At 46.3% G+C, this 23,659-nt stretch carries 24 protein-coding genes and 1 pseudogene; 13 read left to right on the top strand and 12 right to left on the bottom strand.

Annotated features, from left to right (window positions below):
- Positions 1-18: 18 nt before the first annotated feature.
- The 4 genes from H6F63_RS16325 to H6F63_RS16310 all read right to left on the bottom strand — a co-directional run bounded on the left by H6F63_RS16325 (position 19) and on the right by H6F63_RS16310 (position 4,637).
- Complete coding sequence (locus tag H6F63_RS16325; protein WP_190638622.1) at positions 19-1,305, bottom strand: glutamyl-tRNA reductase; 1,287 nt, start codon at positions 1,303-1,305, stop codon at positions 19-21.
- 86 nt (positions 1,306-1,391) lie between these two features.
- The gene (gene glpX / locus H6F63_RS16320) at positions 1,392-2,429 is read right to left on the bottom strand and encodes a class II fructose-bisphosphatase (RefSeq protein WP_190638621.1); all 1,038 of its coding nucleotides are present in this window, start codon (positions 2,427-2,429) and stop codon (positions 1,392-1,394) included.
- 168 nt (positions 2,430-2,597) lie between these two features.
- Positions 2,598-3,515 (bottom strand): NAD(+) kinase, encoded by a 918-nt coding sequence (locus tag H6F63_RS16315; protein ID WP_190426940.1) that lies wholly within the window; start codon positions 3,513-3,515, stop codon positions 2,598-2,600.
- Positions 3,516-3,662: 147 nt separating this feature from the next.
- Positions 3,663-4,637 carry an SDR family oxidoreductase gene (locus H6F63_RS16310; protein WP_190638620.1) on the bottom strand — a complete coding sequence of 325 codons (975 nt, stop codon included), beginning with the start codon at positions 4,635-4,637 and terminating at the stop codon, positions 3,663-3,665.
- Between the two features lie 38 nt (positions 4,638-4,675).
- Between H6F63_RS16310 and H6F63_RS16305 the strand changes: the two genes are divergently transcribed.
- A complete protein-coding gene (locus H6F63_RS16305) occupies positions 4,676-4,843 on the top strand; it encodes a hypothetical protein (RefSeq protein ID WP_190638619.1) in 168 nt (55 codons plus the stop codon).
- Positions 4,844-4,917: 74 nt separating this feature from the next.
- Here the strand turns inward: H6F63_RS16305 and H6F63_RS16300 are convergent, their stop codons facing one another.
- The gene (locus tag H6F63_RS16300) at positions 4,918-5,031 is read right to left on the bottom strand and encodes a PetM family cytochrome b6-f complex subunit 7 (protein WP_190426950.1); all 114 of its coding nucleotides are present in this window, start codon (positions 5,029-5,031) and stop codon (positions 4,918-4,920) included.
- A 58-nt stretch (positions 5,032-5,089) separates the two neighbouring features.
- Between H6F63_RS16300 and pdxA the strand changes: the two genes are divergently transcribed.
- The 3 genes from pdxA (at position 5,090) to H6F63_RS16285 (ending at position 7,715) form a co-directional block, all read left to right on the top strand.
- Positions 5,090-6,157, top strand: a complete 1,068-nt coding sequence (gene pdxA / locus H6F63_RS16295; protein WP_190638618.1) for a 4-hydroxythreonine-4-phosphate dehydrogenase PdxA — start codon at positions 5,090-5,092, stop codon at positions 6,155-6,157.
- Between the two features lie 51 nt (positions 6,158-6,208).
- Positions 6,209-6,802, top strand: coding sequence for a Uma2 family endonuclease (locus H6F63_RS16290; protein ID WP_190638655.1), 594 nt, complete (start codon positions 6,209-6,211; stop codon positions 6,800-6,802).
- Between the two features lie 601 nt (positions 6,803-7,403).
- Complete coding sequence (locus tag H6F63_RS16285; protein ID WP_190638617.1) at positions 7,404-7,715, top strand: hypothetical protein; 312 nt, start codon at positions 7,404-7,406, stop codon at positions 7,713-7,715.
- Positions 7,716-7,718: 3 nt separating this feature from the next.
- Here H6F63_RS16285 and H6F63_RS16280 read toward each other — a convergent pair whose 3' ends face one another.
- Positions 7,719-8,738, bottom strand: coding sequence for a protein rep (locus H6F63_RS16280; protein ID WP_190638616.1), 1,020 nt, complete (start codon positions 8,736-8,738; stop codon positions 7,719-7,721).
- A gap of 140 nt (positions 8,739-8,878) precedes the next feature.
- Between H6F63_RS16280 and H6F63_RS16275 the strand changes: the two genes are divergently transcribed.
- From H6F63_RS16275 to H6F63_RS16265, 3 genes are all read left to right on the top strand, one after another.
- A complete protein-coding gene (locus H6F63_RS16275) occupies positions 8,879-9,115 on the top strand; it encodes a nucleotidyltransferase domain-containing protein (RefSeq protein WP_190638654.1) in 237 nt (78 codons plus the stop codon).
- A 250-nt stretch (positions 9,116-9,365) separates the two neighbouring features.
- Positions 9,366-9,974: a DUF1517 domain-containing protein gene (locus H6F63_RS16270; RefSeq protein WP_190638615.1), complete on the top strand. Its 609-nt coding sequence runs from the start codon at positions 9,366-9,368 to the stop codon at positions 9,972-9,974.
- Between the two features lie 144 nt (positions 9,975-10,118).
- Positions 10,119-10,997: a hypothetical protein gene (locus tag H6F63_RS16265; RefSeq protein ID WP_190638614.1), complete on the top strand. Its 879-nt coding sequence runs from the start codon at positions 10,119-10,121 to the stop codon at positions 10,995-10,997.
- A 140-nt stretch (positions 10,998-11,137) separates the two neighbouring features.
- Here H6F63_RS16265 and H6F63_RS16260 read toward each other — a convergent pair whose 3' ends face one another.
- Entirely contained in the window at positions 11,138-12,181 is a 1,044-nt protein-coding gene (locus tag H6F63_RS16260) for an adenosine deaminase (RefSeq protein ID WP_190638613.1), read from the bottom strand.
- 222 nt (positions 12,182-12,403) lie between these two features.
- On the opposite strand from H6F63_RS16260, the gene H6F63_RS16255 reads away from it, so the two are divergent.
- From H6F63_RS16255 to H6F63_RS16240, 4 genes are all read left to right on the top strand, one after another.
- Positions 12,404-13,744, top strand: a complete 1,341-nt coding sequence (locus tag H6F63_RS16255) for an adenylosuccinate synthase (RefSeq protein WP_190638612.1) — start codon at positions 12,404-12,406, stop codon at positions 13,742-13,744.
- 110 nt (positions 13,745-13,854) lie between these two features.
- On the top strand, positions 13,855-14,457 hold the full coding sequence (locus H6F63_RS16250; RefSeq protein WP_190638611.1) for a 50S ribosomal protein L25/general stress protein Ctc: 603 nt from the start codon (positions 13,855-13,857) through the stop codon (positions 14,455-14,457).
- 208 nt (positions 14,458-14,665) lie between these two features.
- The gene (locus H6F63_RS16245; RefSeq protein WP_190638610.1) at positions 14,666-16,225 is read left to right on the top strand and encodes an AAA family ATPase; all 1,560 of its coding nucleotides are present in this window, start codon (positions 14,666-14,668) and stop codon (positions 16,223-16,225) included.
- Between the two features lie 120 nt (positions 16,226-16,345).
- On the top strand, positions 16,346-16,672 hold the full coding sequence (locus H6F63_RS16240; protein ID WP_190638609.1) for a hypothetical protein: 327 nt from the start codon (positions 16,346-16,348) through the stop codon (positions 16,670-16,672).
- 60 nt (positions 16,673-16,732) lie between these two features.
- Here the strand turns inward: H6F63_RS16240 and H6F63_RS16235 are convergent.
- A pseudogene (locus H6F63_RS16235) lies at positions 16,733-17,263 on the bottom strand (DUF937 domain-containing protein); the annotation flags it as partial.
- A gap of 75 nt (positions 17,264-17,338) precedes the next feature.
- Positions 17,339-19,075, bottom strand: a complete 1,737-nt coding sequence (locus tag H6F63_RS16230; RefSeq protein WP_199298075.1) for an ATP-binding protein — start codon at positions 19,073-19,075, stop codon at positions 17,339-17,341.
- Positions 19,076-19,350: 275 nt separating this feature from the next.
- On the opposite strand from H6F63_RS16230, the gene H6F63_RS16225 reads away from it, so the two are divergent.
- Both H6F63_RS16225 and H6F63_RS16220 read left to right on the top strand, forming a co-directional pair.
- A complete protein-coding gene (locus tag H6F63_RS16225; protein ID WP_190638607.1) occupies positions 19,351-20,898 on the top strand; it encodes a GTP-binding protein in 1,548 nt (515 codons plus the stop codon).
- Positions 20,899-20,917: 19 nt separating this feature from the next.
- Positions 20,918-21,784, top strand: a complete 867-nt coding sequence (locus tag H6F63_RS16220; protein WP_190638606.1) for a DMT family transporter — start codon at positions 20,918-20,920, stop codon at positions 21,782-21,784.
- A gap of 53 nt (positions 21,785-21,837) precedes the next feature.
- On the opposite strand, the gene H6F63_RS16215 is transcribed toward H6F63_RS16220, so the two are convergent.
- The 3 genes from H6F63_RS16215 to H6F63_RS16205 form a co-directional block, all read right to left on the bottom strand.
- Positions 21,838-22,413 (bottom strand): 2OG-Fe(II) oxygenase, encoded by a 576-nt coding sequence (locus H6F63_RS16215; protein ID WP_190638605.1) that lies wholly within the window; start codon positions 22,411-22,413, stop codon positions 21,838-21,840.
- 82 nt (positions 22,414-22,495) lie between these two features.
- Positions 22,496-23,434, bottom strand: coding sequence for a putative 2-dehydropantoate 2-reductase (locus H6F63_RS16210; protein ID WP_190638604.1), 939 nt, complete (start codon positions 23,432-23,434; stop codon positions 22,496-22,498).
- Positions 23,427-23,645 (bottom strand): hypothetical protein, encoded by a 219-nt coding sequence (locus H6F63_RS16205; protein ID WP_190638603.1) that lies wholly within the window; start codon positions 23,643-23,645, stop codon positions 23,427-23,429. The genes H6F63_RS16210 and H6F63_RS16205 overlap by 8 nt, the downstream gene beginning before the upstream one ends.
- Positions 23,646-23,659: the final 14 nt, after the last annotated feature.

The raw sequence follows: 23,659 nt of genomic DNA, 5'->3' as shown, positions 1-23,659 counted from the left end.
GTTCATAGCCATTGGCTATTAGCTAAATTGTTCACCTACATCCAGGTTAAACAATACTTGCAGCGATTGCATCGCTTTGCGTCTGGCGTCGATATCTTGCTGCGATCGCAACTGTACCATCGGATCGTGCAGAATCTTATTAACAATTCCGCGAGTTAGTGCTTCGATGACTTCTTGATGTCTTTCTGCAAACTCAGTCCCCAAGCGGGATAGAGCTTTTTCTAACTCTTGGGCGCGGATAGTTTCCATCTTGTCGCGCAGACAGCTAATGGTTGGAACAGTTTCCAGAGATCGCCACCAGACATCAAAGGCATCCACCTCCTCTTCTAGCAGCCCTTGCGCTTCCATTGCCATCTTGCGACGGCTTTCGTGATTTTGCGCCACTACCGCCTTCAAATCATCCACATTGAACGCCTGCACGTTCTGCATTTCTTTGACATCCCCGTCCACATTGCGCGGTACGGAAATATCAAATATCATCAAAGACCGATGCGCCTCTATGTGTATTTCCAGCTTTGAGCGGTTCAATAGCGGTTCCACAGAAGCGGTACTGGTAAACACCAAATCCGATTGGGCGATCGCGCTCATCATTTCTGACAGCGGATACAGTTGAAACTGGGCCTCTGGGAACTGACGCGCCAATTCCTGCGCCCGATCCAAACTGCGGTTGAGAATTGTGATGTGGACGGCTCCCTTTGCAACTAAATGCTGCACCAAAAGCCGCGACATTTTCCCAGCGCCGACAATTGCCACCCGACAAGCTGCCAAATTCTGAGCTTTAACTTGAGCTAATTCTACAGCAGCCGAGCTGATCGAGACTGCCCCAGTACCGATACTGGTTTCGGTGCGGACGCGCTTCCCAGCGGTGAGCGCACTTTTAAACAAACGATTCAAGACGCTGCCGATCCCCTTGTATTGCTGCCCCAATTTGTGAGTATGTTTCACCTGAGCTAGGATTTGCCCTTCTCCTAGCACCAGACTATCTAACCCAGCTGCCACCCGCATCAAGTGCATTACAGCATCTTGGTGCAGCAACATAAACAAATGTTGCCGCAACTGGTGCATAGGTAACTTGCTGTATTCCGAGAGAAACTGGATAACTTCCCGGACTCCCTGTTCAGTCTCTTGAGCGACGATGTAGATTTCCAGACGATTACAGGTGCTAAGTATCGCTACCTCTTGAATATGAGGGTAGCTGGTAACGTGGGCGATCGCACCTTCATACGCTGCCTCTGGAATACTGAGTTTTTCCCGAATTTCAACTGGCGCTGTCTTATGGCTAAGACCTACGACTGCAATATTCATTTGCTAAATTGCTAATTACTAATTGCTAATTACTAATTGCTAATAGCTAATGGCTAATTAACCATTAGCCATTAGTCATTAACGTCTTACTTCAATTGCAGCTGCTTTGGCTCTTCAAACATATGGATAGTATCCACAAACCGAGCCGTGCGCGACTGACTGGAAATTACCAGGCTTTGAGTCCTTGCTCCTCCCTTGAAGAACCGGACACCTTCCATGAGTGTTCCAGGGGTAATGCCACAAGCTGCGAACAGAACCGTCTTGCCAGAGGCTAGTTCGTCAGCGTTGTAAACTTTGTCTGGGTCTGTGATACCCATCCCGTTGAGTCGCGCAATGTTGCTTTCTCTGCTCTCCCCAATCAAGCCTGTTTTCACCACATCTGGATCGTAGATCAATTGACCCTGGAAGTGTCCACCCAGACAGCGCAGGGCGGCGGCTGAGATAACGCCTTCTGGTGCAGCACCAATTCCCATCAAAGCGTGGATATTAGTACCAGAGAAGGCGCAGGAGATAGCAGCAGAGACATCACCATCGCTGATCAGGCGCACTCTGGCACCAGCTTGCCGGATTTCCTGAATCAACTCTTTGTGACGAGGACGATCCATCACTACTACCACCAGTTCCTCAATCGAGCGGTTCAGACACTCAGAGAGAATTTTCAGGTTTTGGGTAGCAGACTTGTTAATATCTACATGACCCCGTGCCACTGGCGGAGCTGCCAGCTTTTTCATGTAAAAGTCAGGAGCTGCAAACAAACCGCCTTTTTCAGCGATCGCCAGCACTGCCATTGAACCATTTTGACCGTAGGCAACCAGGTTGGTTCCTTCGCAAGGGTCAACGGCAATGTCAATCTCCATCAATTCATCTGGGTTGCAGAAAGTTTTGGCATCTTCGCGGGTGCAAATGCCAACTTCTTCCCCGATATACAACATGGGAGCGTCGTCCCGTTCGCCTTCGCCGATGACAATGCGACCCCGCATATAAATTTTGTTCATCCGCTCCCGCATAGCTTCCACGGCTACTTGGTCAGCCGTGTTCTTTTCGCCTTTGCCCATCCATCGGGACGATGCGATCGCAGCTTGCTCAACTACCTCTATAATTTCTAATCCCAGCGTATTTTCCACGAAGACTGTCCTCCCAAGTGCTTGATTTGGCGACGTTTTATCTGGCGATTCCAGTTAGAAGTCTATCAGAGGGGGGATACCGAAAGCTGGAGATTTTCCGGCTTATTTATGTTAACTTTTGCTAAAGGCTAATAGCTAAAGGCTTTCTGAGCCTTTAGCTATTAGCTTTTATGGCAACTCAACCGATGTTGGTTTAGCAATGTGAGGCAAACCCCAGCCGAGTTTTTCCCGCAAAATCCGGAAAAACTCAGGTGGTTGCAGGCGAATGAAATGAGCCGAATAAGGCGATCGCTGCATCTGTACCCGATCTTCTGGCAACACATAACACCCTGCATTCCCATCGACTACCATCACCAGTGGATTAGAATTAGCTGGGAAAATTGTCACCGTTTCGCTATCAGCAAACACCAAAGCCCTAGATGCCAGCGAATGCGGACAAATCGGCACCAACTGTAGAGTCGGCACCCCTGGTGTCACCACTGGCCCTCCAGCACTCAACGAGTAAGCCGTCGAACCAGTCGGAGTAGAGATAATCAAACCATCTGCCGCAATATCCACAGGCGCATGACGACCTATTACCACTTCAAAATGGCACATACTCGTCAACGGTTCACGGTGAATCACCATTTCATTCAGACAAAGCGCTTCCCACAACAGGCAATCATCCCGAAACAGCTGCACCGACAGCATCGCCCGTTGTTCAATTTCAAATTCCCCTGTCTTCAACATTTCCAGGGCGGCCGGCAACTGGTTCACATAAGCTTCAGTTAAGAAACCCATGTGTCCCGTATTTACTGCCAGCAAGGGAATCCCGCAGGGTGCCACTTGGCGAAATGCCGCCAACACTGTGCCATCTCCCCCCAACACCACCGCAAAGGACATCTCGGCATCAAATCCAGGGGGAGCCAACGAATCAATCGGTGTATGACAAACTGGACCACCCGGTCGAGAGTAACCCAAAATCCCACCGGAACCCGTTGCCATGCAAACTTCCCAACCATCTGCCGCCAGCTTGTCTTTCAACTCCACTGCCGCACGACAAGCTACAGGTTTGATGTCATTGTAGATAATCCCTGCTTTAGGCACGCTTCGAGTCCGGTAATGGTTCATTATTTGCTATTTGTTTATCTTGGTTTTTAGTTATCTAATAACTAAAAATTAACAAGTAAGCAACTAACTTGGGATTGGTAATTAGTATGGTGGACAATGCCACCCTACTGCTGTAAATTTAGCTCAGAATGTAAAAGGCATCTTTTTCTTCTGCTTTTTATTTTTGGATGTTTGGTAATCTATTTCCTTAAGTTTTTTCAAAATTCGACTAAAGTAGTCTTGCAGGTAAGCTTCTAAGGTTGTGATTTCCTCTTTGTCTATCCCGAAGACAGGGTAAACTTCATCCATCGAGGAACTTAGCGGCTTGCCACTAGCCAAAACTTCGGCAAAAGCTAGTCTATCAGCTAAATTCCAGCCCCATTCAAAAAAGCGGGCAGTGGAACGAACCCCACGTAGTAAACCCAGAGGCATCCGCGACACCTTTGCCTGCCGCCCCGAAAGTCGTTCGCACAAGCGGATGATTTCGTATGCACCCCACGCACGAGATCCGACCACTGGAAAAGATTTCTTTTCTGTTTCCGGAAGCCGCAGAGCTGCAACTGCAAACTTAGCGATATCCTGAGTATCCATGTAGGCAATCGGAGAGGTGTCACCCGTCACCCACACCGCTTGCCCATCCAAAATCGGCACTGCATATTGACCAATTAGCCCTTGCATAAAGCCGCTTGGTCGCAAAATTGTGTAATTTAATCCTGATTGGGCTAAAAAAAGTTCTGTACACCGCTTGATTTCCATCAGCGGCACATTGGGGTACTTTTCGGCATCCAAAATTGAGAAGAAGATAAAACGCTCAATACCCGCTGCCCCTGCTGCTTGAATCAGTGCGACTTTGCCATCCCAGTCTACCTGTCTCATACTCAGGGAGTCGGTGGGGCGAGAAGTTGCTGCATCAATCACAGCGTTTACTCCGCTGAGGGCAGCTTTGAGGGTTTCAGGTTCGCAGAGGTTGCCTGGTACAAGTTCAGCGCCCCATTCTTTTAAGAATGCGGCTTTTTTAGCACTCCGTACCATACAGCGTACTTGATAGCCCTCTTCTATTGCCCGACGAGCCACCTGTCTTCCTAAGGTGCCGGTGGCACCGACTATTAATACAGTCATCTAGATAAATTAGTAAGGAATCTTAATCTTTCTATAAGATGTTATCAGAAATCTCTGGTTTAACTCTAAGAAAGTTTACAAAAGCCGGGAAGCTGGGATCAATGGCACGACGGATGCGATCGCGTAACATACGGGCTATCTGTGCTTTTCCCCACTGTAAAAACAGGAAATTTTCGCCTCATGGCAATGCCACAGGCGAGTTATAAAATTAAACAAGTACCGCAAAAGGCGACACGCGGCTTTAAGCGTGTCGCCTTTTGTGCGAATGAAGAATTTTCCCCTATAGGGACTCGTTTTCGCCGCCTTGGATTTTGAGTAACAAAAAGCCCATGCCCAGACCCACTAAAATCAAGGAAAAGGACAATATAGCTGCCTTGACAATCTCTTCGGTCATTGCTTGCAAACTCCAACGTTGGTGAATTTAAAGTTAGTCGTATTTTAAACTGAAAGCTGTGACAAGTTTCTTTACAAAAAGTTCAACCAATTTCACACAACAGCAAACTCGTCCCCGGTTGGCTGTAACATTGGGAGATCCAGCCGGAATTGGGCCAGAAGTGGTGCTAAAGGCGCTGGCAGATCCGGATGTCACTAAAGATTGCCATATTACAGTGGTTGGCACCTCTGCGCTGTTGCAAGCCGGACTGAAGTCGCCGCTATCTGAACAAAGCCTGCCTTCGCAGACTAAAGAGTTATCTATTATCGATGTGCCGCTGGATTCGGAAATTACGATTGGTACTGGAAATGCTGCCAGTGGTGCCGCAAGTTTTGCTTATATGGAAACTGCGATCGCACGCACTCTTTCCGGCGAGTTCGATGCCATCGTCACTGCACCTATCGCCAAGTCTGCTTGGAAAGCTGCTGGACATCATTACCCCGGTCAAACTGAACTTTTAGCCATCCGCGCTGGTGTTGATAAATTTGGAATGCTGTTTGTAGCGCGATCGCCTCATACTGGCTGGACGCTCCGCACTTTACTTGCTACTACACATATTCCACTTTGTCAAGTTGCCGAAACATTATCACCGCAGTTGATGACCGCGAAACTAGATTTACTGGACAAGTGCTTGCGGGAAGATTTTGGGATAGAAAAGGGAAAGATTGCGATCGCGGGTTTAAATCCCCACAGCGGCGAACAAGGACAACTCGGACGAGAAGAAATAGACTGGTTAATTCCTTGGTTAGAACAAGAACGCCAAAAACGTCCGCACCTGCAACTCGACGGCCCGATTCCCCCAGATACCATGTGGGTGAAGCCTGGTCAAGCCTGGTTTGGTGGCATTTCATCTGCTCATGATGGTTATCTTGCACTTTACCACGACCAAGGTTTAATCCCAGTAAAACTGATGGCTTTTGACCGTGCGGTTAATACTTCTATCGGTCTTCCCTTTATCCGCACCTCACCGGATCATGGTACAGCTTTTGATATTGCTGGTAAGGGAATTGCTGATGCTACTTCGATGAAAGCAGCGATCAGGTTAGCAACCCAGTTGGCGTATCAGCGACAAAATTGTTCAAGGTAAACTGGTCGTTAAATGCGATCGCAATCTCTCACTAATTGCCTTATGGCTACTATCACCACTGTTACTCCTAAACGTTTTACTTTAGAGGAATATCATCGCCTCATTGAATTGGGGTTCCTCACCGAAAATGACCGCCTAGAGTTAATCAAGGGAGAACTGATGCAAATGGTAGCTAAAGGAACCCCCCACACCGTTTGCAATACAAGTTTGGTTTGCGAAGTCACGTTTTTATTGCAAAGACAAGCAATAGTCCGAGGACGAGAACCAATAATCCTACCTCCTAATAGCGAACCTGAACCCGATTTAGTAATTGCACGTTATCGTCCAGATCGTTATTTATCGGGGCATCCCAGTCCATCTGATATTTTACTCGTAGCTGAGGTTGCGGATTCTACGCTTAAGTATGACCAGGAAGTGAAATTATCTCTCTACGCTGAATCTGGAATTTCTGACTACTGGATATTCAATTTAGTAGCAAGTTGCTTAGAAGTTTATAGTCAACCTTATCAAGACTTGCAAGGCAACTTTGGTTATGCCAGCAAGCAAATTTTTCTATCTAATACTATTGTTACTTTACCAGGTTTCCCTGATTTGTCTCTCGATTTATCTAGAGTGTTTCCCGATTTTGACACAATGAATGAATGATTGACGCGATCGCTTCGGGTGCATCTCATTTTTGTAACTTCGCGATGTTGGTAATCGCAGCTAACCTGGCATTACCCGAATGGTGCGCGGGTTAAAATTTATTAGTCCGCGCAGGCGGACTTTGTTTGTGTAGCCGCGAATGTAATTCGCCAGGGTCTATTTGCTTTTATAGTTTTTTTTATTTATTTACTCCTCTTTTACAACTTCATCACCGCCGTTATTTCTCAGTTTCTAGTTAAGTTATCCTCCTCGCAACTCACATCTAGCTTCTTCGGCACTCCCCAGCTAGGTTGTCAGTTGGGATTACTCGCTTCGCTTAGCTTTGGTTGATGTTAGTTCGGATTACTCGCTTCGCTGATAGACAACCGGCTCGCGCCGGAAAACATCGAAGTCTCTGTGTTGCTATTACTCGCTTTCCCAAGAGATGGTGGTGTGCGCTGCCGCGCCGGAAGGGAGGGGAAGTCTTATTAGGTATTTTCCTTTCAATTTTTTCCCCTTTCGCGAATTCTTGATGCTTTACTGCATTCCGGTTTATTTTGGGATGCTTTTTTGTGGTTTTTTAAGCGCTATTGCTGCTTTTGAATTCTCGGATGAGGTTTTTATGTTTCCCGAATTTCTTGTTAATTCTCATAAGTTTTCTGGTGTTCCTGTTGGTCGTCTTTTTGTTCCTCGCTCCTTCACAACCACCCCTCAGTTCCTTCGTTCGCATACTATTCACATTCTTGATGTAACCCCTTACCCTTCTGGAACAGTTTATTGGTTTATTGCTCCTGTTTCTGAGTACCTGCGCCTTGCAACCCTATATCCCCACCATCGTCATGCCGCTTATACTCTCTACCTTCTAAAATCGGCTTCTACGTTCTTTAGTCGCCTTAAACCACCCTATCTCCCTGATAGCAACTATCTTGACTAATCTCTAATATCCCTCTATCTTGTACTTCTCCAACTCTCTTTCCCACCTGAAATACAAACTCCCCTCGTCAACCTCATTACTCTCTTCATCCTCCCTAATGAGGTCTTGGTGTACCGACTCCAAATCCCGCATATACTGCTTCAGTAAACCCCCAAGAGCAACAGCTCTCGTTTTATGCAACTGGCGGGTCAACTCTAGAAACCATTCCCGATTTGCTACCAAGTCTGACTCTTTCACCTGATACTTGAGGATTTCAGGGATTAGCAGCGTAGGGTCGTGATGCTTAGCGATCGCTCTGACATCGATAACTGGCTTATAATCTATCCGCAAGCACTGCTGCCAAAGTTCTACCCACTTAGCCTGCGATAGATAGCCATGACTGAAGTATGAAGGCTGCACCAGTGCCAAAATATGTAAATGTGGGTGAGCAGATACCCCATCCCGACCCATAGTAACCTCTACAGACTTTATCCAACCTTTTGCAGGCCATGCCTTCAATTCAGTCAATCGTTTAAAAGCTTTGTTCATCCCATCCAAAGTTGTCCGTAAATCCTCAATCTGACAGTTTTTTACGGTCAGAGTAATAAAAAGCCAGCGGTATTTAGGGTAATCAGTGACAACTTTCGGGAGAATTTTGTAAGCCTTCGCCTTCCACATGAGACTGCGCCGCCACTGACAAACCGGACAGTGACGAACCCGACAAAATCGAGTATTTGATAGCTTAAACTTGAGAGAACCTTCCGATGGTGGCACTAATCGAAACTCCAGCCACTCGGAACAGGTACTCACCCGATAAGCATAGCGATTGAAGCTACCATCTCCAGCCCCAGCATAGTGTTTAGAAACTATATCTGCATTGGCTCGGTGCTTTTCCCAAACGTTGCCTTTTAAAGAGATGTCAGATAATCCCAGTACATCTTTACTTTGTTCGCAAGTATCTTGAGGCAATACATTCAGATCAATCAAGTTCCTGTCTGAGGCTGTATCAGACACAAATCCCCCAATGTGTTTGGTTTGCTGCATTCACCTTAAAATATCAATATGTTTTACATTTCTCTATCCGTTGAAACACGTAAATCAATAGGCTAAAATGTTGAATATATATGAAATAACCTTATTGGTGCCGCATCTAAGTTATCTTTTTTTATACACAATGAATCTGAATTAGTGCCAAAGCACAAAAGAGTGATTTTTTAGAAAAATGTAAAAAAGTTTTAGCAGATTACTATGGCGATCGCTTGGCTGGTTTGATTGTTTATGGTTCAATGGCTCGTAACCAAGCGATCGCAGACAGCAATGTCGATCTTTTGGTCTTGCTAAACCAGCCTTTTAATTATTTCCCAGAGTTACAAGCGATCGCAGGCTTACTTTACCCCTGCAACTGGAGTCAGAACACCTGATTTGTGCCAAGGACTTGCTGCTGTGGATGAATTTGAGAGTAGCAGTATCCAGGTGTACCAGAATCCTAAAGCAGAAGGTGTCAGCGTGTCAGTAACCCTTATGAGTTGGAAATTCTAGCCAAACGATCCCCCTTAACGCACCCAACTATCAAACCCCATAACACTTCTCTTGGTAGAAGGCTATCGGCGACGCGCCCCCTAAAGTAGAAAATATACTCAGGTGAGTATTGTTTGCAGTTGGTGGCAAGTCATGACTTCTTCTTGGCGCGATCGCTTTAATCGAATCAGTGGCAAAACCCGCTTTGCGGTCTGTCGTATATTTATCCACCTAGCAGGTGCAGAGGTTGCGCCTCTCCTGGGAGTTCTCAATCGTGCCGCTAGGGAGGCAGTCGAAGCCGACGGCGACATTACAATCTTAGGGGAAGGATTGGTTGAAATTTGCCAGAATTTATTACAAAACGATACTTACTGGCAATCAGCAGCGAATGAAGGCGATGTTTTCTGGGATGAAGGTGAAGCCGGAGACTATGTGAATGAACTATTCACTGACTCTGCCGAACGCTATCTAAGCGAACCTGATTTCAGTCAAAATCCTAGCAGGGGAAATGAACCGTTATCATTGCCTGTAACCCGGAACTTGATTGTAATGATTACAGTGGCTTACGAGGGTGAAGTACCGCAATTGGAAACTGACCTGGCAAATATTGATGCGCTCAAACAAGGTTTAAAAGCCTTGGTAAATCTGCACTATCAGGAAAAATTGCGGGCTATTCAAGTTCATTTCTCTCCGGCACAGTTGGGCGATGAATTGACAAGCGATCAACTGTTGGAGTATTTTCCAGAACTGATTCCCCTCTAATCGATTTTGGATTTTAGATTGGGGTGGATGGGAAAAATTATAGATTGTTGAGTATAACAATTTACCCAAAATCCCAAATTTAAAAATAAAAATTTATAAATCCAAAATCCTTGCATCGAAAATCCCAAATTGTTATCCCGGTTTATGTTGCGAAAATTTACCATCTTTTTAATGACCATGACGTTGTGTTTCACCACATTGGCTTGTGGTGCGCCAACACCTCCTCCTACCCAATCTCAAAATCGGGATTTCAACACAACGTCCACTCAAACTCGATTAAGTGAGGGACAATATCCCGTACAACAGGCTACTTACAATGATGCCAATGGGGAATATAGTGTAATGTTGCTCAATACCCCTCCTGGCACGCCGTCTGTTTATCGCAATACAGATTTGCAGATGGCTCGTCTGACCGACGAAGAAATTAAGTCTGGACAAAAAGGTTATCTGAAGATGGATAACGGTCAGGCATCTCTACACATACCAGAAGACTTCAAAATTGAATACATTCACAACGTTACCGAAACTCGAACCGACCCACAAACAGGTCAACCCCAAACCGTAGTCGTGCGTCAGCAACCTAGCTTTTGGACTCCTTTTGCGGGAGCATTGGCTGGTCAAGCTGTGGGCAGCTTGTTATTTTCTCCGCGTTACTATGTGCCGCCAGTTTACCAACCAGGAGGCATTCTCAGAGGCTACGGCGGCTATGGCAGCAGTTATGGGCAAGCGGTTCAGCAATACCAAACTCGCTACCAAGCGCCGCCACCAGCTGTACGCAATCGTCAAGTTCTCCGGACTACTGGACGCTTGCGATCGCCTTCCTACAATCAACCAACGGTGCGCCGAACACCTGCAACCGGAAGCGGTCGGGCTACAGGATCAGGTTACGGTACTAGCACTCTGCGCCGTTCTAATAGATCTACTCCCAGCCGTGCCGAGAGAAGCCCAAGTTTTGGCAGTGGTGGGCGATCGCGCGCTCCTAGCCGCAGTCGGGGTTTCGGTTCAAGCGGCAGAAGACGCTAATTCTGTCTGTTCCTCTTTCCAATGATTACTTCTTCCCTACAAGGGTGTTAACCTCTCCCCAAACCCCTCTCCTAAAAGGAGAGGGGCTTTAATTTCACCTTCGCTTGAAAGGGAAGGGGGCTAAGGGTTAGGTCTTTTTCCTACCCACCAATTGCTAAAGTATCGCCGGATTCAGTTTGCAGCAACCCTGTCAAAATAGAGGCGGGACGCTGAGCGTAAGGCCAAGCGAAGGCATGGCGGAAAGCTGCTTCCTGACAAGCTTGCAACTGCTCAAAACCAATCACATCTAAAGTTAGCAGATTTTCATACTCAAAGGGCAAACGCACGTTGTGCAAGCCAGCATTATCGGTGCAGATGGCGATGTCTACCCCAGCGTCAAAACAGCGGTCGAAAACCAGCTTCAGTTGGCGCATATCTTCCAGCGTGCCTGTTTTCAGGTATGTGGTCGGGCAAACTTCCAAACACTGATTGCGTTGAGCCACTTCGGGCAGTAATTCTGGATATTTTAGGGGAATTTGGATGCCGTGACCAATTCGCATCAAATAAGGTAGCAGTTGGGGATAACAGCCAGATGAAGTTTCAAACAGGTGTCCGGTGGTTTTAATGCCAAGACTCCGCGCATACTCAAACAATCCCACAAATTCATCCAAACGCTCGGCTACGTGGGCATCTCCCCCGGCAATATCTACCGCACATACATACTCCTTAGCCTGGGAAGCCAAGTCAACAATCGCCCGGTTCACCTCATAAGGCAACCGCGAGTGCATACACAAGATTTGGCTGGTGACAATTGGATACTCAGGCACTCGGCTGGAAATGCCTACAATATCGACAATTTCCGCCATTTTCTCAATCCGTTCTGACTGACTCAAATGGTCTGGTGTTCGGAGATAAGGCGTATAGCGCAACTCCAAATATGCCAGATTTTCAAAAATGTAAGCACCCCGAATCAGCCGATAGATAAAGTAAGGCAGCGTTTGGGCTGTTTGGACACTTTCTACCAGCGTATGCAGTTCTAAATACTCATCAAGAGTATTGCGGGGGCGCGTGTAAAATTCCTCAAACTCAGGATACTCAGGAAAGCGTTGCGCCAGCTCGCGATCGCTGCGATGGAAATATCGCCAGAGAACGCGAGGTACGACCGAACCGCCTAGATGGCGGTGTAGTTCAGCATATAAAGACATTTGATTCTCTTCTATTTAGTCGTTTGCGGTTTAGTTGATATGAGCTTGACATTTTGCAACACAAGCAACAAGAATCGGGAGGCAGAGCCGCCAAGAGCTTCGTTAACGAGCATTTAATCAAGGCAGACCCTTGACTGCGAATTGTTAACTTTGTATTGACAGCGATATCACTATCTGTTAATAATTGTAATTTGTGAAAACTCTAGCACTTTTAATAAACCCTTGGCTAACGTAGTTGTGATTGGCGCCCAATGGGGCGATGAAGGCAAAGGTAAGATAACCGATTTACTGAGCAAGTCAGCAGATGTCGTAGTACGTTACCAAGGGGGTGTCAATGCTGGACACACCGTTGTGGTGCAGGGTCAGACATTTAAGCTGCACCTGATTCCGTCTGGAATTTTGTATCCTGACACCGAGTGCATTATTGGCTGTGGTACGGTCATCGATCCGCAGGTGCTGATACAAGAACTCGATCAGTTGCAAGCTCTGAATATTTCCACCCGGAATCTGCTGATTTCCGAGACTGCCCATGTAACGATGCCTTATCATCGGATGATTGACCAGGCATCCGAGGAGCGTCGGGGTACTCATAAAATAGGCACGACCGGGCGCGGTATTGGCCCGACTTACGCAGATAAGTCGGAGCGAACGGGAATTAGAATTTTAGACTTGATGGATCCAAAAGGGTTGCAAAAGCAACTGCGCTGGACGATTGAGTACAAAAACGTCATTTTAGAAAAGCTTTACAATTTACCGCCGTTGGATGCAGAGACGGTGATTGCTCAGTACAGAGAGTACGCTGAGCGTTTGCGTCCCCATGTGGTAGACAGTTCCCTGAAAATTTACGATGCCATTCAGCGGCGGCGAAATATTCTGTTTGAGGGCGCTCAAGGAACGCTCTTAGACTTGGATCACGGGACTTATCCTTACGTTACGTCCTCGAACCCAGTTGCAGGTGGAGCTTGCGTGGGAACTGGCATAGGGCCGACAATGATTGACCGCGTGATTGGGGTGGCGAAAGCTTACACAACACGAGTGGGAGAAGGGCCATTTCCTACAGAACTGGATGGAGTAGTAGGGGAAATGTTATGCGATCGCGGTGCTGAATTCGGCACCACAACAGGACGCAAACGCCGCTGCGGTTGGTTTGATGCTGTGATTGGTCGCTATGCTGTCCGCATTAACGGTCTGGACTGTCTGGCCATCACTAAGCTGGACGTATTGGACGAACTAGAGGAAATCAAAGTTTGCGTCGCTTATGAGATTGATGGCGAAACGACGAAAGATTTTCCTAGCAACGCCCGTCACTTTGCCAATTGTCAGCCGATTTACAAAACCCTCCCCGGTTGGCAAAAATCCACCGCTGAGTGCCGCACTCTGGAAGACTTACCCAAAGAGGCACTTTCTTACCTGAAATTCCTAGCAGAGTTGATGGATGTCCCGATTGCGATCGTCTCTCTCGGCGCTAGTCGCGATCAAACGATTATAGTAGAAGATCCGATCCACGGTCCCAAGCGGGCGCTGTTACACGCCAATGGCACACCCGTGACATCACATAGGTAATAGTTAATGGCTAATAGCTAATGGCTAATCGGAAGACTTCACCAATTAGCAATTAGCTATGAGCGATTAGCAATTAGCTTTTTCCCCTGAACACCTAACAAACCACGAAAATGCAAGTTACAGTTGAATGTCAAAAGCGACCCGAAGGCAGCAAACCAAATGCGCTTCGTCGCAGTGGGTTAATCCCAGTAGTTTTATACGGTCACCAAGGAACTGAATCCCTTTCCCTGACCATGCCTGTCAAAAAGGCTGAAGTCTTACTCAGAGAGTCGTCTGTTAACAACACTCTGATCGATCTCAACATTCCTGAAATCTCTTGGAGTGGTAAGACGCTGCTAAAAGAAGTCCAGAAACATCCCTGGAAAAACTCTCTCTACCACCTCAGTTTTTTTGCGGTCGCTGCTCATGGCGACCTGGATGTTGAGGTGCCATTGCATTTTGTGGGAGAGGCAGCTGGTGTCAAGCAAGAAGGCGGCTTATTAGACCCCGTGCTTACACAAATTCAGGTGCGATGTGCGCCTGAAAGCATTCCAGATTCCATTGAAATTGATGTCTCTAATATGCAGGTTGGGGATGCCTTGCATCTCAATGAACTGGTTTTGCCTCCAGGCGTTACAGCTTCAGGCGAGCCAGATCAAGTGATTGTCAGCGTTCTCCCGCCGCAAATCACCCCTGAAGCGACAGATGCTGAAGAGGCAACTGAATCCGAATAATTGAGGTTGGTTTTTCTGACATCTTGCACCATTCGCAACCAGGGGGAGGCACCTCCCAGCTTTCGTTCCCAGGCTCAGCCCAGGAATGAGAATATTGAGGCACCTCGATTTGATACTGGTGCAAAATCTCAGTTTTCGTTAATCTGTATGGCCAGGGGTTAACCCCTGGCTTTTTTTTAACCGCTAAGACGCTAAAAACACAACAAATATGACTGAGACTTCTTTTCCCCCTTTGATTCAGCAGATGTTGCAACCAGGTTTTTATCCGCACCCCGTGATAGAACCAATTGAACTGATTCAAACCCACGTTTCTTATGTGCTGTTGACTGGCGATTATGTTTATAAAGTTAAAAAGCCAGTGAATTTTGGCTTTTTGGATTACTCGACTTTGGAGAAGAGGCACCATTTTTGTAAGGAAGAAATTCGTCTGAATCAGCGCGGTGCAGCGGAAATTTATTTGGAAATTTTGCCGATTAGTCAGGCTGGGGAAAAATATCAATTGGGCGGTACTGATGCAGTAGAATATGTACTAAAAATGCACCAGTTTCCGCAGGAAGGGCTATTTAGCAATATGTTTGAGCGGGGCGAACTGACGGAAAAATATATGGAAGATTTGGGGCGGATTGTTGCCCAATTCCATGAAAAAGCCCATACGGATGATTATATTCGCAAGTTTGGCGAAATTCCCCAGGTTCGCGATGCGATTGATGAGAATTATCGGCAAACTGCCAGTTATATTGGTGGCCCTCAAACTCAGGAACATTACGAGGAAACTCAGCAGTATACAGATAAATTTTTTGCCTCTGGTCAAGAAGTTTTTGCCAGTAGAATTAAAAATAATTGGATTCGGGAATGCCACGGGGATTTGCATCTAAGAAATATTTGTTTGTGGCAAGACAAAATTCTGTTGTTTGACTGCATTGAATTTAATGAACCTTTCCGCTTTGTGGATGTGATGTTTGACATTGCTTATGCGGTGATGGATATGGATGCGCGATCGCGTCCTGACCTGGGCAATGCCTATCTAAATACTTATGTGGAGCAGATTGGCGATTGGGAAGGGTTGCAGGTTTTACCTTTGTACTTGAGCCGTCAGTCCTATGTCAGAGCTAAGGTGACTTCTTTCTTGTTGGATGATCCCTCTGTTCCCGCAGCCGATAAGGAAGCTGCTGCGGTGACAGCGGCGAAATACTATCAGCTGGCTTGGGAATATACGCGATCGCCGTCCCCGGCGTATGCCGCTCAAAGCGGCTCCAGCCAAGGGAAACTAACTTTGATGTCAGGACTATCAGGTTCTGGTAAAAGTACCGTAGCGCGTCACCTAGCGCGGCACACGGGGGCAATTCACATTCGCTCGGATGCGGTGAGAAAACACCTTGCGGGCGTACCATTGGACGAGCAAGGCGGAGCAGACCTTTACTCAGCCGAAATGACTGAGAAGACTTACAGCCGCTTGTTGGAATTGGGAATTAAGCTGGCAAGTGTTGGCTGGTCGGTGATTCTCGATGCAAAGTACGATAAAAAGAAGTTGAGACAAGATGCGATCGCTGGGGCTAATTCCCACCAGCTGCCTCTTTCAATTCTCCACTGCACCGCACCAATGGAAGTTTGCCAAGGTCGCGTTTCCTCTCGCACGGGAGATGTCTCTGATGCTACCGCTGACCTACTGACTAAACAACAAGCCGCAGCTGAACCCTTCACCGAGTCCGAACAACCTTATGTGAAAACTTTAGACACAACCCAAGATTGGGAGTCACAATTAAATTAGTTAGCACTCAATAGCTAATTGCTAATACTAGCGCAGGCATCTTGCCTGCGACTTCCCGGATATAACTGTCAATTACCATTAGCAATTAGCTATTAGCCATTAGCCGTGAACTAATAACTAATGACTAATAAAAGCACTGCGCGAATCTCAGCGGGTTTTTCCTCGGCATTGAAGTATTGGTTATTTTTCCTGGTTAGCTTTTCCTTGCTGGGCTACCCAGTACCTTTAAGTATCTTTATTGGGGCGATTGGTGGTTTGGCTGGAGGCTGGGTAGTTTCCTGGTCAAGAGCCAAAGATGATGTAGCACCGCAGATAAGCCCTGCAAAAACTCCTGAAGAAAAAGCCGAGGAGCAACCTAAGATTGGTTCACAAAAGCGACAACGGTATGGTAAACCAAGGGATGCTTACATCCGGCGTCCTAGTTCTGAGGAAAAGCCAGAAGAATAGAAGCAGTTAGCCTCCTGCGGGATTGACATTCCAGACAATCGCTACCTTACCATCGCCTGACTATCGCATGAAATGGCGAGCGGCTAAGCTCATGGCATCAGAGATATCGACATCCCCATCTCTGTCAGCATCCAAGAAGGCACTCAGCACAGGATTAGACCCGCGCCCACTTTGAGTATGGGAGCCAGTATGTAAGAAATTTAGCACCAAGGGAACCAAAATTGGCAGCATCTGCTGAATCATGCCAGCATTCAATCCTGTCCTTTGAGAAACTGCTTGGACGATTTGCTGCACCTGAGAAGCACCAAAAAGGGCGTTTACGGCTTGAGGGTTGGGAGAAGACCCGCTATATTGATTGACGAAGGCTTCCGCTTGGTCAGGGCCTTGGGTAGCTTGCTTTTGCTGTAAAGCAGAGCGAACATAGTTTCCGACAATCGACATGGCAGATTGAACGGATGAAGGATCGGCACCGTAGCTATTACTCACCTGCTGCACGGTATTGAAAATACCAGACATCTGTCCCGGACTGGCTGCTTGATTCGGATCGTCGATGGCATTCAAAATTTGGTCGAAAAGTCCCATAATCTTTCTTTGTACTGAGTTTTCACCTTTTCAAATTTCTCACTTTTCGGAGGCAATCGCCTCTAACTAATAGCAGATAATTGCTTAAGCTGGTGCTTTATTAGGTTCATGTTTGACGGGTAAAGCGATCGCAAACTCTGTGCCTTTCCCACTTAGGGAAAGGCAGTTCAACTTACCGCCATGTTTTTCTACGACAATCTGATAGCTAATCGATAAACCCAAACCAGTGCCAACGCTTCTCGGTTTCGTTGTAAAGAAAGTATCAAATATTTTCCCCTGATTTTCTGGAGCAATGCCAGAACCATTATCAGAAATTTTTACTTTAACCCAGTCTTTGTCTATGAGTTCTGTGGAGATGACTATTTCCTGCAACCCTTTTACTTCTTCCAAAGCATCAATTGCATTACTCAGCAAATTCATAAATACCTGATATAGCAAACTTGTATAACCTTCAATTGGGGGAATATCGCCGTAGTTTTTCTGTACCGCGATTTCCTTGTTGAGACGATGGTTTAGAATTAGCAGTGTACTATCGATACAGGCGTGCAAATCTACAAAGGTGGCTTTTGTCTGATCTAAGCGAGAGAAATCTTTCAAACTAAGAACAATTGCCCTAGTACGTTCTGCTCCAAATTTCATTGATTGCAATAGCTTAGGCAAGTCTTCTTTAAGGAATTCAATATCAATTTCATCGGCTTGCTGTTGAATGTTTGGGGAAGGATTAGAAACCTCCTTTTGATAGGTTTCTAGCAGTGATATCAGTTCGTCAATGTATTCACTAGCATGGATGATATTGCCATAGATGAAGTTAACGGGATTATTTATCTCGTGGGCAACTCCCGCCAGCATTCTTCCGAGACTGGACATTTTTTCACTCTGAAGCAGCTGGGTTTGTGTGGCAGCTTTTTGTTCTTCTAAAAGGTGCTTGACTTGTTGAATTAGCTGGTTTAGGGAAGTGGCTAATACCCCAACTTCGTCTTTAGTTGTTACTGGTGCTTGCAAGTCGAAATTTGCTTCTTTGGTGACGCGCTCAGCAACATCGGTTGCTGCTAGAATAGGATGCGCGATCGCGCGACTCGTAAAAACAGCGCAAAGGGCAGCGAATACAATTGATAAAAATATACTTGTGGCAATGATCTGCACTCGAATTGTCTCCGCAGCAATTAGGGCAGTCTGTGCTTTTCCATCCTGCTGATAAGCCGATTGAATTAGCTCCGTTAAATCATCTGAGAAACCATCAAATTTAAGCGCTACAGAGCTATTCGTAAACTTCAAAAGTAGTTTTTGGGCGGCATCAATTTCCCCTGACTTTATATTAAGCGGATCGATTTGCTTTAAAAGTTGGTTTATCTGCTGAAAGTAAACTTCTGGCACATCTTCGTAGGTGTGCAGAAACTGTTCTATATCCTCAGTATTGGGATCGTCTTTAAAAGGGGTACGCTCTTCAAAAGATTTGACTTCCAGAAATACTTTAGTAATCTCAGCGGCATGGTGCAGAAAATGCGAATATTCTTCTTGGAATTTTTCTGGTTCATCCATCAAAGGGATGAACTGTTGTTGATGCGTTCGTGCCTGTATTATGCCCGTTTGCAAGCGATGCAGAAGACGTATTTCTTGGTGAGCGTGTTCTTCTTGCTCTTTAGCCGTTCGCTCAAAGGAATCTCCAATGGTAAATCCGGCAGTTGTTCCTACAACAACAATGCCAAGGGTAAGCGCATATCCATAACTGATTTTGTTACTAATACTTAGGCGACGACTCAACTGAGCGATCCACTTGCTTAAGGGTAGCTGAGTCTCTCTGGTGTCACGCTTAGAAGTCACGATTTTACTCCTGTGAGCGATACGAAGGTATGTTTACCGGGTAAGTTGCTTAGCAAGCGTCATGTTTTCACAAGTCATCCCCTATTCAACACCCATCACCACCGACTATTTGCCCAGGGAAATGCTTGATACTATAACCCGCTTTTTGAGTTTCAGGCTTATTATGGCAGTACGGTGTGGCAAGAAGATCCGTGTAGATTCTGAATTTGCTTTCCTGACAGCTCTGATTGCGCCGCTGTTTCCCTAAAATTTAAAGTAAATTACCAAACTTCTTCATGCCTTTGTCGCGCTTATTAACGCTATTAGTTGGCCTCAGTTTAATCCTGGGGCTGATGCTGTGGCTGATAAACTCTCTATATCGGCTTTATATTCAAATTTCCTTCACAGCCCCCCTGCTGGCGAATCTGCTGTTATTGTTGGTGATTGTGTTATTGGGGGCGATAATTGGCGCATTTATATATTATGTAAATTTGTTTGGGCAGCCAAAACGCTCATCACGCCGCAGACTTCCGAAAGTTCCGGAAGCGAAGACGGAAGCAGCTGAGGAAACTCTTAAAGCTGTGCGCCAGCAGGTAGCGCAAATTCAGGATGAGGTATCTAAGCAAGCTTTACTAGAGCGATCGCGCGAAATTGAGGCAAACTTGTCTCGTGGGGAACTGTTGGTAGTCGTCTTTGGTACGGGTTCCGCTGGTAAAACTTCTCTGGTAAATGCCTTAATTGGGCGCATGGTGGGCAGAGTAGACGCGCCAATGGGTACAACAGAGGTAGGGGAAACTTACGTTCTCAAGTTGAAAGGATTAAATCGGGAAATTCTGGTCACGGATACGCCAGGAATTTTAGAAGCGGGTGTGGCGGGAACGCAACGAGAACAACTGGCGCGACAATTGGCAACGGAAGCCGATTTATTGCTATTTGTGGTAGATAATGACTTGCGACAATCGGAATATCAACCGCTGCGAACTTTAGCGGAAATTGGCAAGCGATCGCTTCTTATCCTCAATAAAACCGATCTTTACAGAGAAACCGACAAAGAAACCATACTCGCCCGTCTCCGAGAAAGAGTACGCGGATTTATCTCCACATCTGATGTCGTTGCAATTTCTGCCAATCCTCAACCAGCAAAATTGGAAACCGGAGAAACCTTCCAACCCGAACCCGATGTCATGCCTTTAATCCGCCGCATGGCAATTGTTCTCCGCGCCGAAGGTGAAGACTTGGTAGCAGACAACATATTACTGCAATCTCAGCGACTGGGAGAAGAAGCGCGACGACTACTTGATACCCAGCGCCGCCGACAAGCGGACAAAATAGTAGAACGTTATCAGTGGATTGGTGCAGGTGTCATCGCGGTTACTCCCTTGCCAGTGGTAGATTTGTTGGCAACTGCTGCCGTAAATGCCCAAATGGTGGTAGAAATTGGCAAAATTTACGGTTGCGAACTGAATATGGATCGCGGGCGCGAATTAGCGCTTTCTCTGGGGAAAACTTTGGCAAGTTTGGGAATAGTTCAAGGAGCGATAGAATTGCTCTCCAGGGTACTGCAACTCAGTGTCGCCGCCTATCCGATTGGAAAAGCAATTCAAGGCATTACCGCAGCTTACCTCACCCGCATTGCTGGTAAAAGTTCCATTGAATACTTCCGCCACGATCAAGATTGGGGTGACGGCGGCATTACCGAAGTTGTGCAGCGACAGTTTCAACTCAATCGCAAAGATGAGTTTGTGAAGGCGTTTGTACAAGAAGCGATCGCCCGCGTCGTCAAACCTTTGACAGAAGCTAAAGAACCACAACATGAACCTGAATCAGACCAGCATCATCAATAACAGGTAATGGGTTTTCACGATGATAGTTTATGTAAAGCTGGCGTTGACGGCTTTGATTTGGGGTGGCACTTTCATTGCCGGAAGAATCGTAGTACAAAGCATGGAACCATTTTCAGTAGCGTTCTGTCGCTTTGCGATCGCATCCCTTTGTCTGCTTTTGTTTACCCACAAAGAAGGTAGTTTACCCAAACTCAAGCCACAGCAAATCCTGCAAGTTGTTTTACTCGGTTTAACTGGAGTTTTCGCTTATAATGCCTTCTTTTTTCTAGGTCTTAAGACTATAACTGCCAGCCGCGCTGCTTTAATCGTTGCACTCAACCCGGTCTTTATCGCCCTTTGTTCTGCCATTGTTTTCAAAGAAAAACTCACTCCCTTGAAGCTAACTGGGATTCTCACGTCCCTGCTAGGTGCGACAGTAGTGATTAGCAAAGGCAATCTGCTAAACTTCCTAGCTGGCAATTTAGGTTGGGGAGAAGTCTTTCTACTTGGCTGTGTCTTTAGCTGGGTGGCATATACGCTTATCGGCAAACTAGCCATGAAAGAACTTTCTCCTCTGGCTGCAAGCACCTATGCTTGTGTAATTGGAGCGATCGCTTTGTTTTTTCCAGCTTGGATGGAAGGACTGGCTCAAAACTTCGGTCAAATTTCTCTGACAGCTTGGTTAGGAGTTTTCTATTTAGGCTTTTTGGGTTCTGCTGTTGGCTTTAACTGGTACTACGAGGGTGTTCAAGCAATTGGTGCTGCCAAAGCCTCAGTTTTCATCAATTTGGTGCCAGTATCTGCTATTTTATTAGCCGCTATTTTATTAAATGAGCAACTAACTGCTACTCTGCTCTTGGGAGGTGCCTTAGTTGTTATCGGAGTATTTTTTACCAACAGGGGGTAATTTAACCACTGCTGGCAGAGCAAGTAGAAAAAAGCATCGGCCTTTTTTAAAAGTCAACTTCCCTCGATTTCCCTTTTCTCACAATACGTATACATCACATCCGACCGCAAAACATACTTCCGACCCTGAATGACGGGTGCGCCTTCGTGTTTTAGTTCATGGATGAAGAACAACACCATACCCATTTTTGGAACTATAGAGACGTAGGGTGAGAAAAACCGAGTTTCACCTCCCTCAAAGTCTTCGTTTAGATAAATCATAAAAGTCAATTGGCTATGATCGCCGTTTGTTCGCCAATAACTACCATCGCGATGGGGTGCGAAGCGCTGACCCGGATCGTATCGGTAGAATCGCAAGCGCTCATTAAGCCCAATTGCACACCAGTTATCGATCCTGGGAACATAAGTTTCCACACGACACCACAAACTTGCTGCAAGCTCTTCATCATCCAAAATCACGCGATCGTTATTTCGGACTGATGGAGCCATTAGGTATTCATCCTGTCCTACAGTGAGACCAGCAGGAGTATAGCCAATGTTCTCGCTCAAGGCGATATACTCGGCACACTCTGCTTTTGACAGAACGCTTTCGACAGTAAAAATAGGATTTTCCAAAGGCTGTTTTTTCATAATTAAGTATTATTTAATACTTGTCTTATTCGGAAAATAATGTACGATTAAATAATGGAAATCTGTCTGCTCAAGAAAATCTCTAATCGTGGCAATTTTTAGCATCCAAAAACTTTAGCTGCTGGTAAAGCATAGCGATTTGCGGCAAATCAACACCCGCAGCTTTAGCAATTCTCAGGGGGTTGCCAAACATGGTTTCTACTTCCATCTGTCGCTTTTCGTCGTAGTCTATTTTCATGCTGGTGCGGTACGGCTTCATCTTCAGCGTGTAATCAAGCATCTTTTGCACAAAGCTATCTGGGATAATGCGATCACACGCTTTAGCACCCGTCACGACTTCATCCATCAATTGCTTAACTAAAGCACAGGTGTGACTATCCGCCATCAACTCATCTGTGGTAGCATCGAGAACCACAGAAAGACCGTTGTAAGGAATATTCCAGACCAGTTTCTGCCAACGCGCCAGCAGCAAATCTTCAGCCAGTTGGATAGGGATAGCAGCATTTTCAAAGTCATTGGCAATCTGACGCATTCGCCCAGTTATCCCGCCGGGACTATAATCGGGCGTATATTCGCCAAGCTTAATCTCGCCATAGTCAAGGTGGTGGATATGTCCTGCGCCTACCTTATTAGAGCAGAGAAAGCACAACCCGCCGATGACACGTTGCGAACCCACAATTTCGGCAACTTCCGCCTCAACACCCAGACCATTTTGCAAAACCAAGACAACGCCATCATCTTTGACAACATGTAGCATCTGAGGTAAAAGATGATTTTGCGTAGTTTTGAGAGCGATCGCTACCACATCACAAGGTGGCATCTTAGCAGCATCTTGGTAAGCATTTACATGAGGCAGGGTGAAATCTCCGTCTGGAGACTCCACAACTAAACCATGCTGACAAACGTGTTCATAGTCGCTGTGCAACAAAAAATGCACATGCAGCCCCGCACGTTGCAGTTTAGCACCGTAATACCCGCCCAAGGCACCCGTTCCCAGGATGCCGTAACTGCGATTAGACATTACCTTCCGGTTGTAGAGACGGTGTAGACGAGATTTCTACACCCAAATCGACTGGTATTTGGGCAACTTGCACTGCTTGCGGCACTATACTTACAGGTGCGGGTATCATCTCCCGCCGGAAGTCTAGCAACTGTACCAGCAGCAGGTAGGCAAGAGCTAGAGTTATAGAAATCGCCCCAGCGACAATTGCAACTATTTTTGAACGATCCATTAGTTTCTCTTTTG

Origin of the sequence: Trichocoleus sp. FACHB-40, assembly GCF_014695915.1 — a bacterium.
Taxonomy (GTDB): Bacteria; Cyanobacteriota; Cyanobacteriia; order Cyanobacteriales; family FACHB-T130; genus Funiculus; species Funiculus sociatus.
This window is presented reverse-complemented; position numbering and strand designations above follow the sequence as displayed.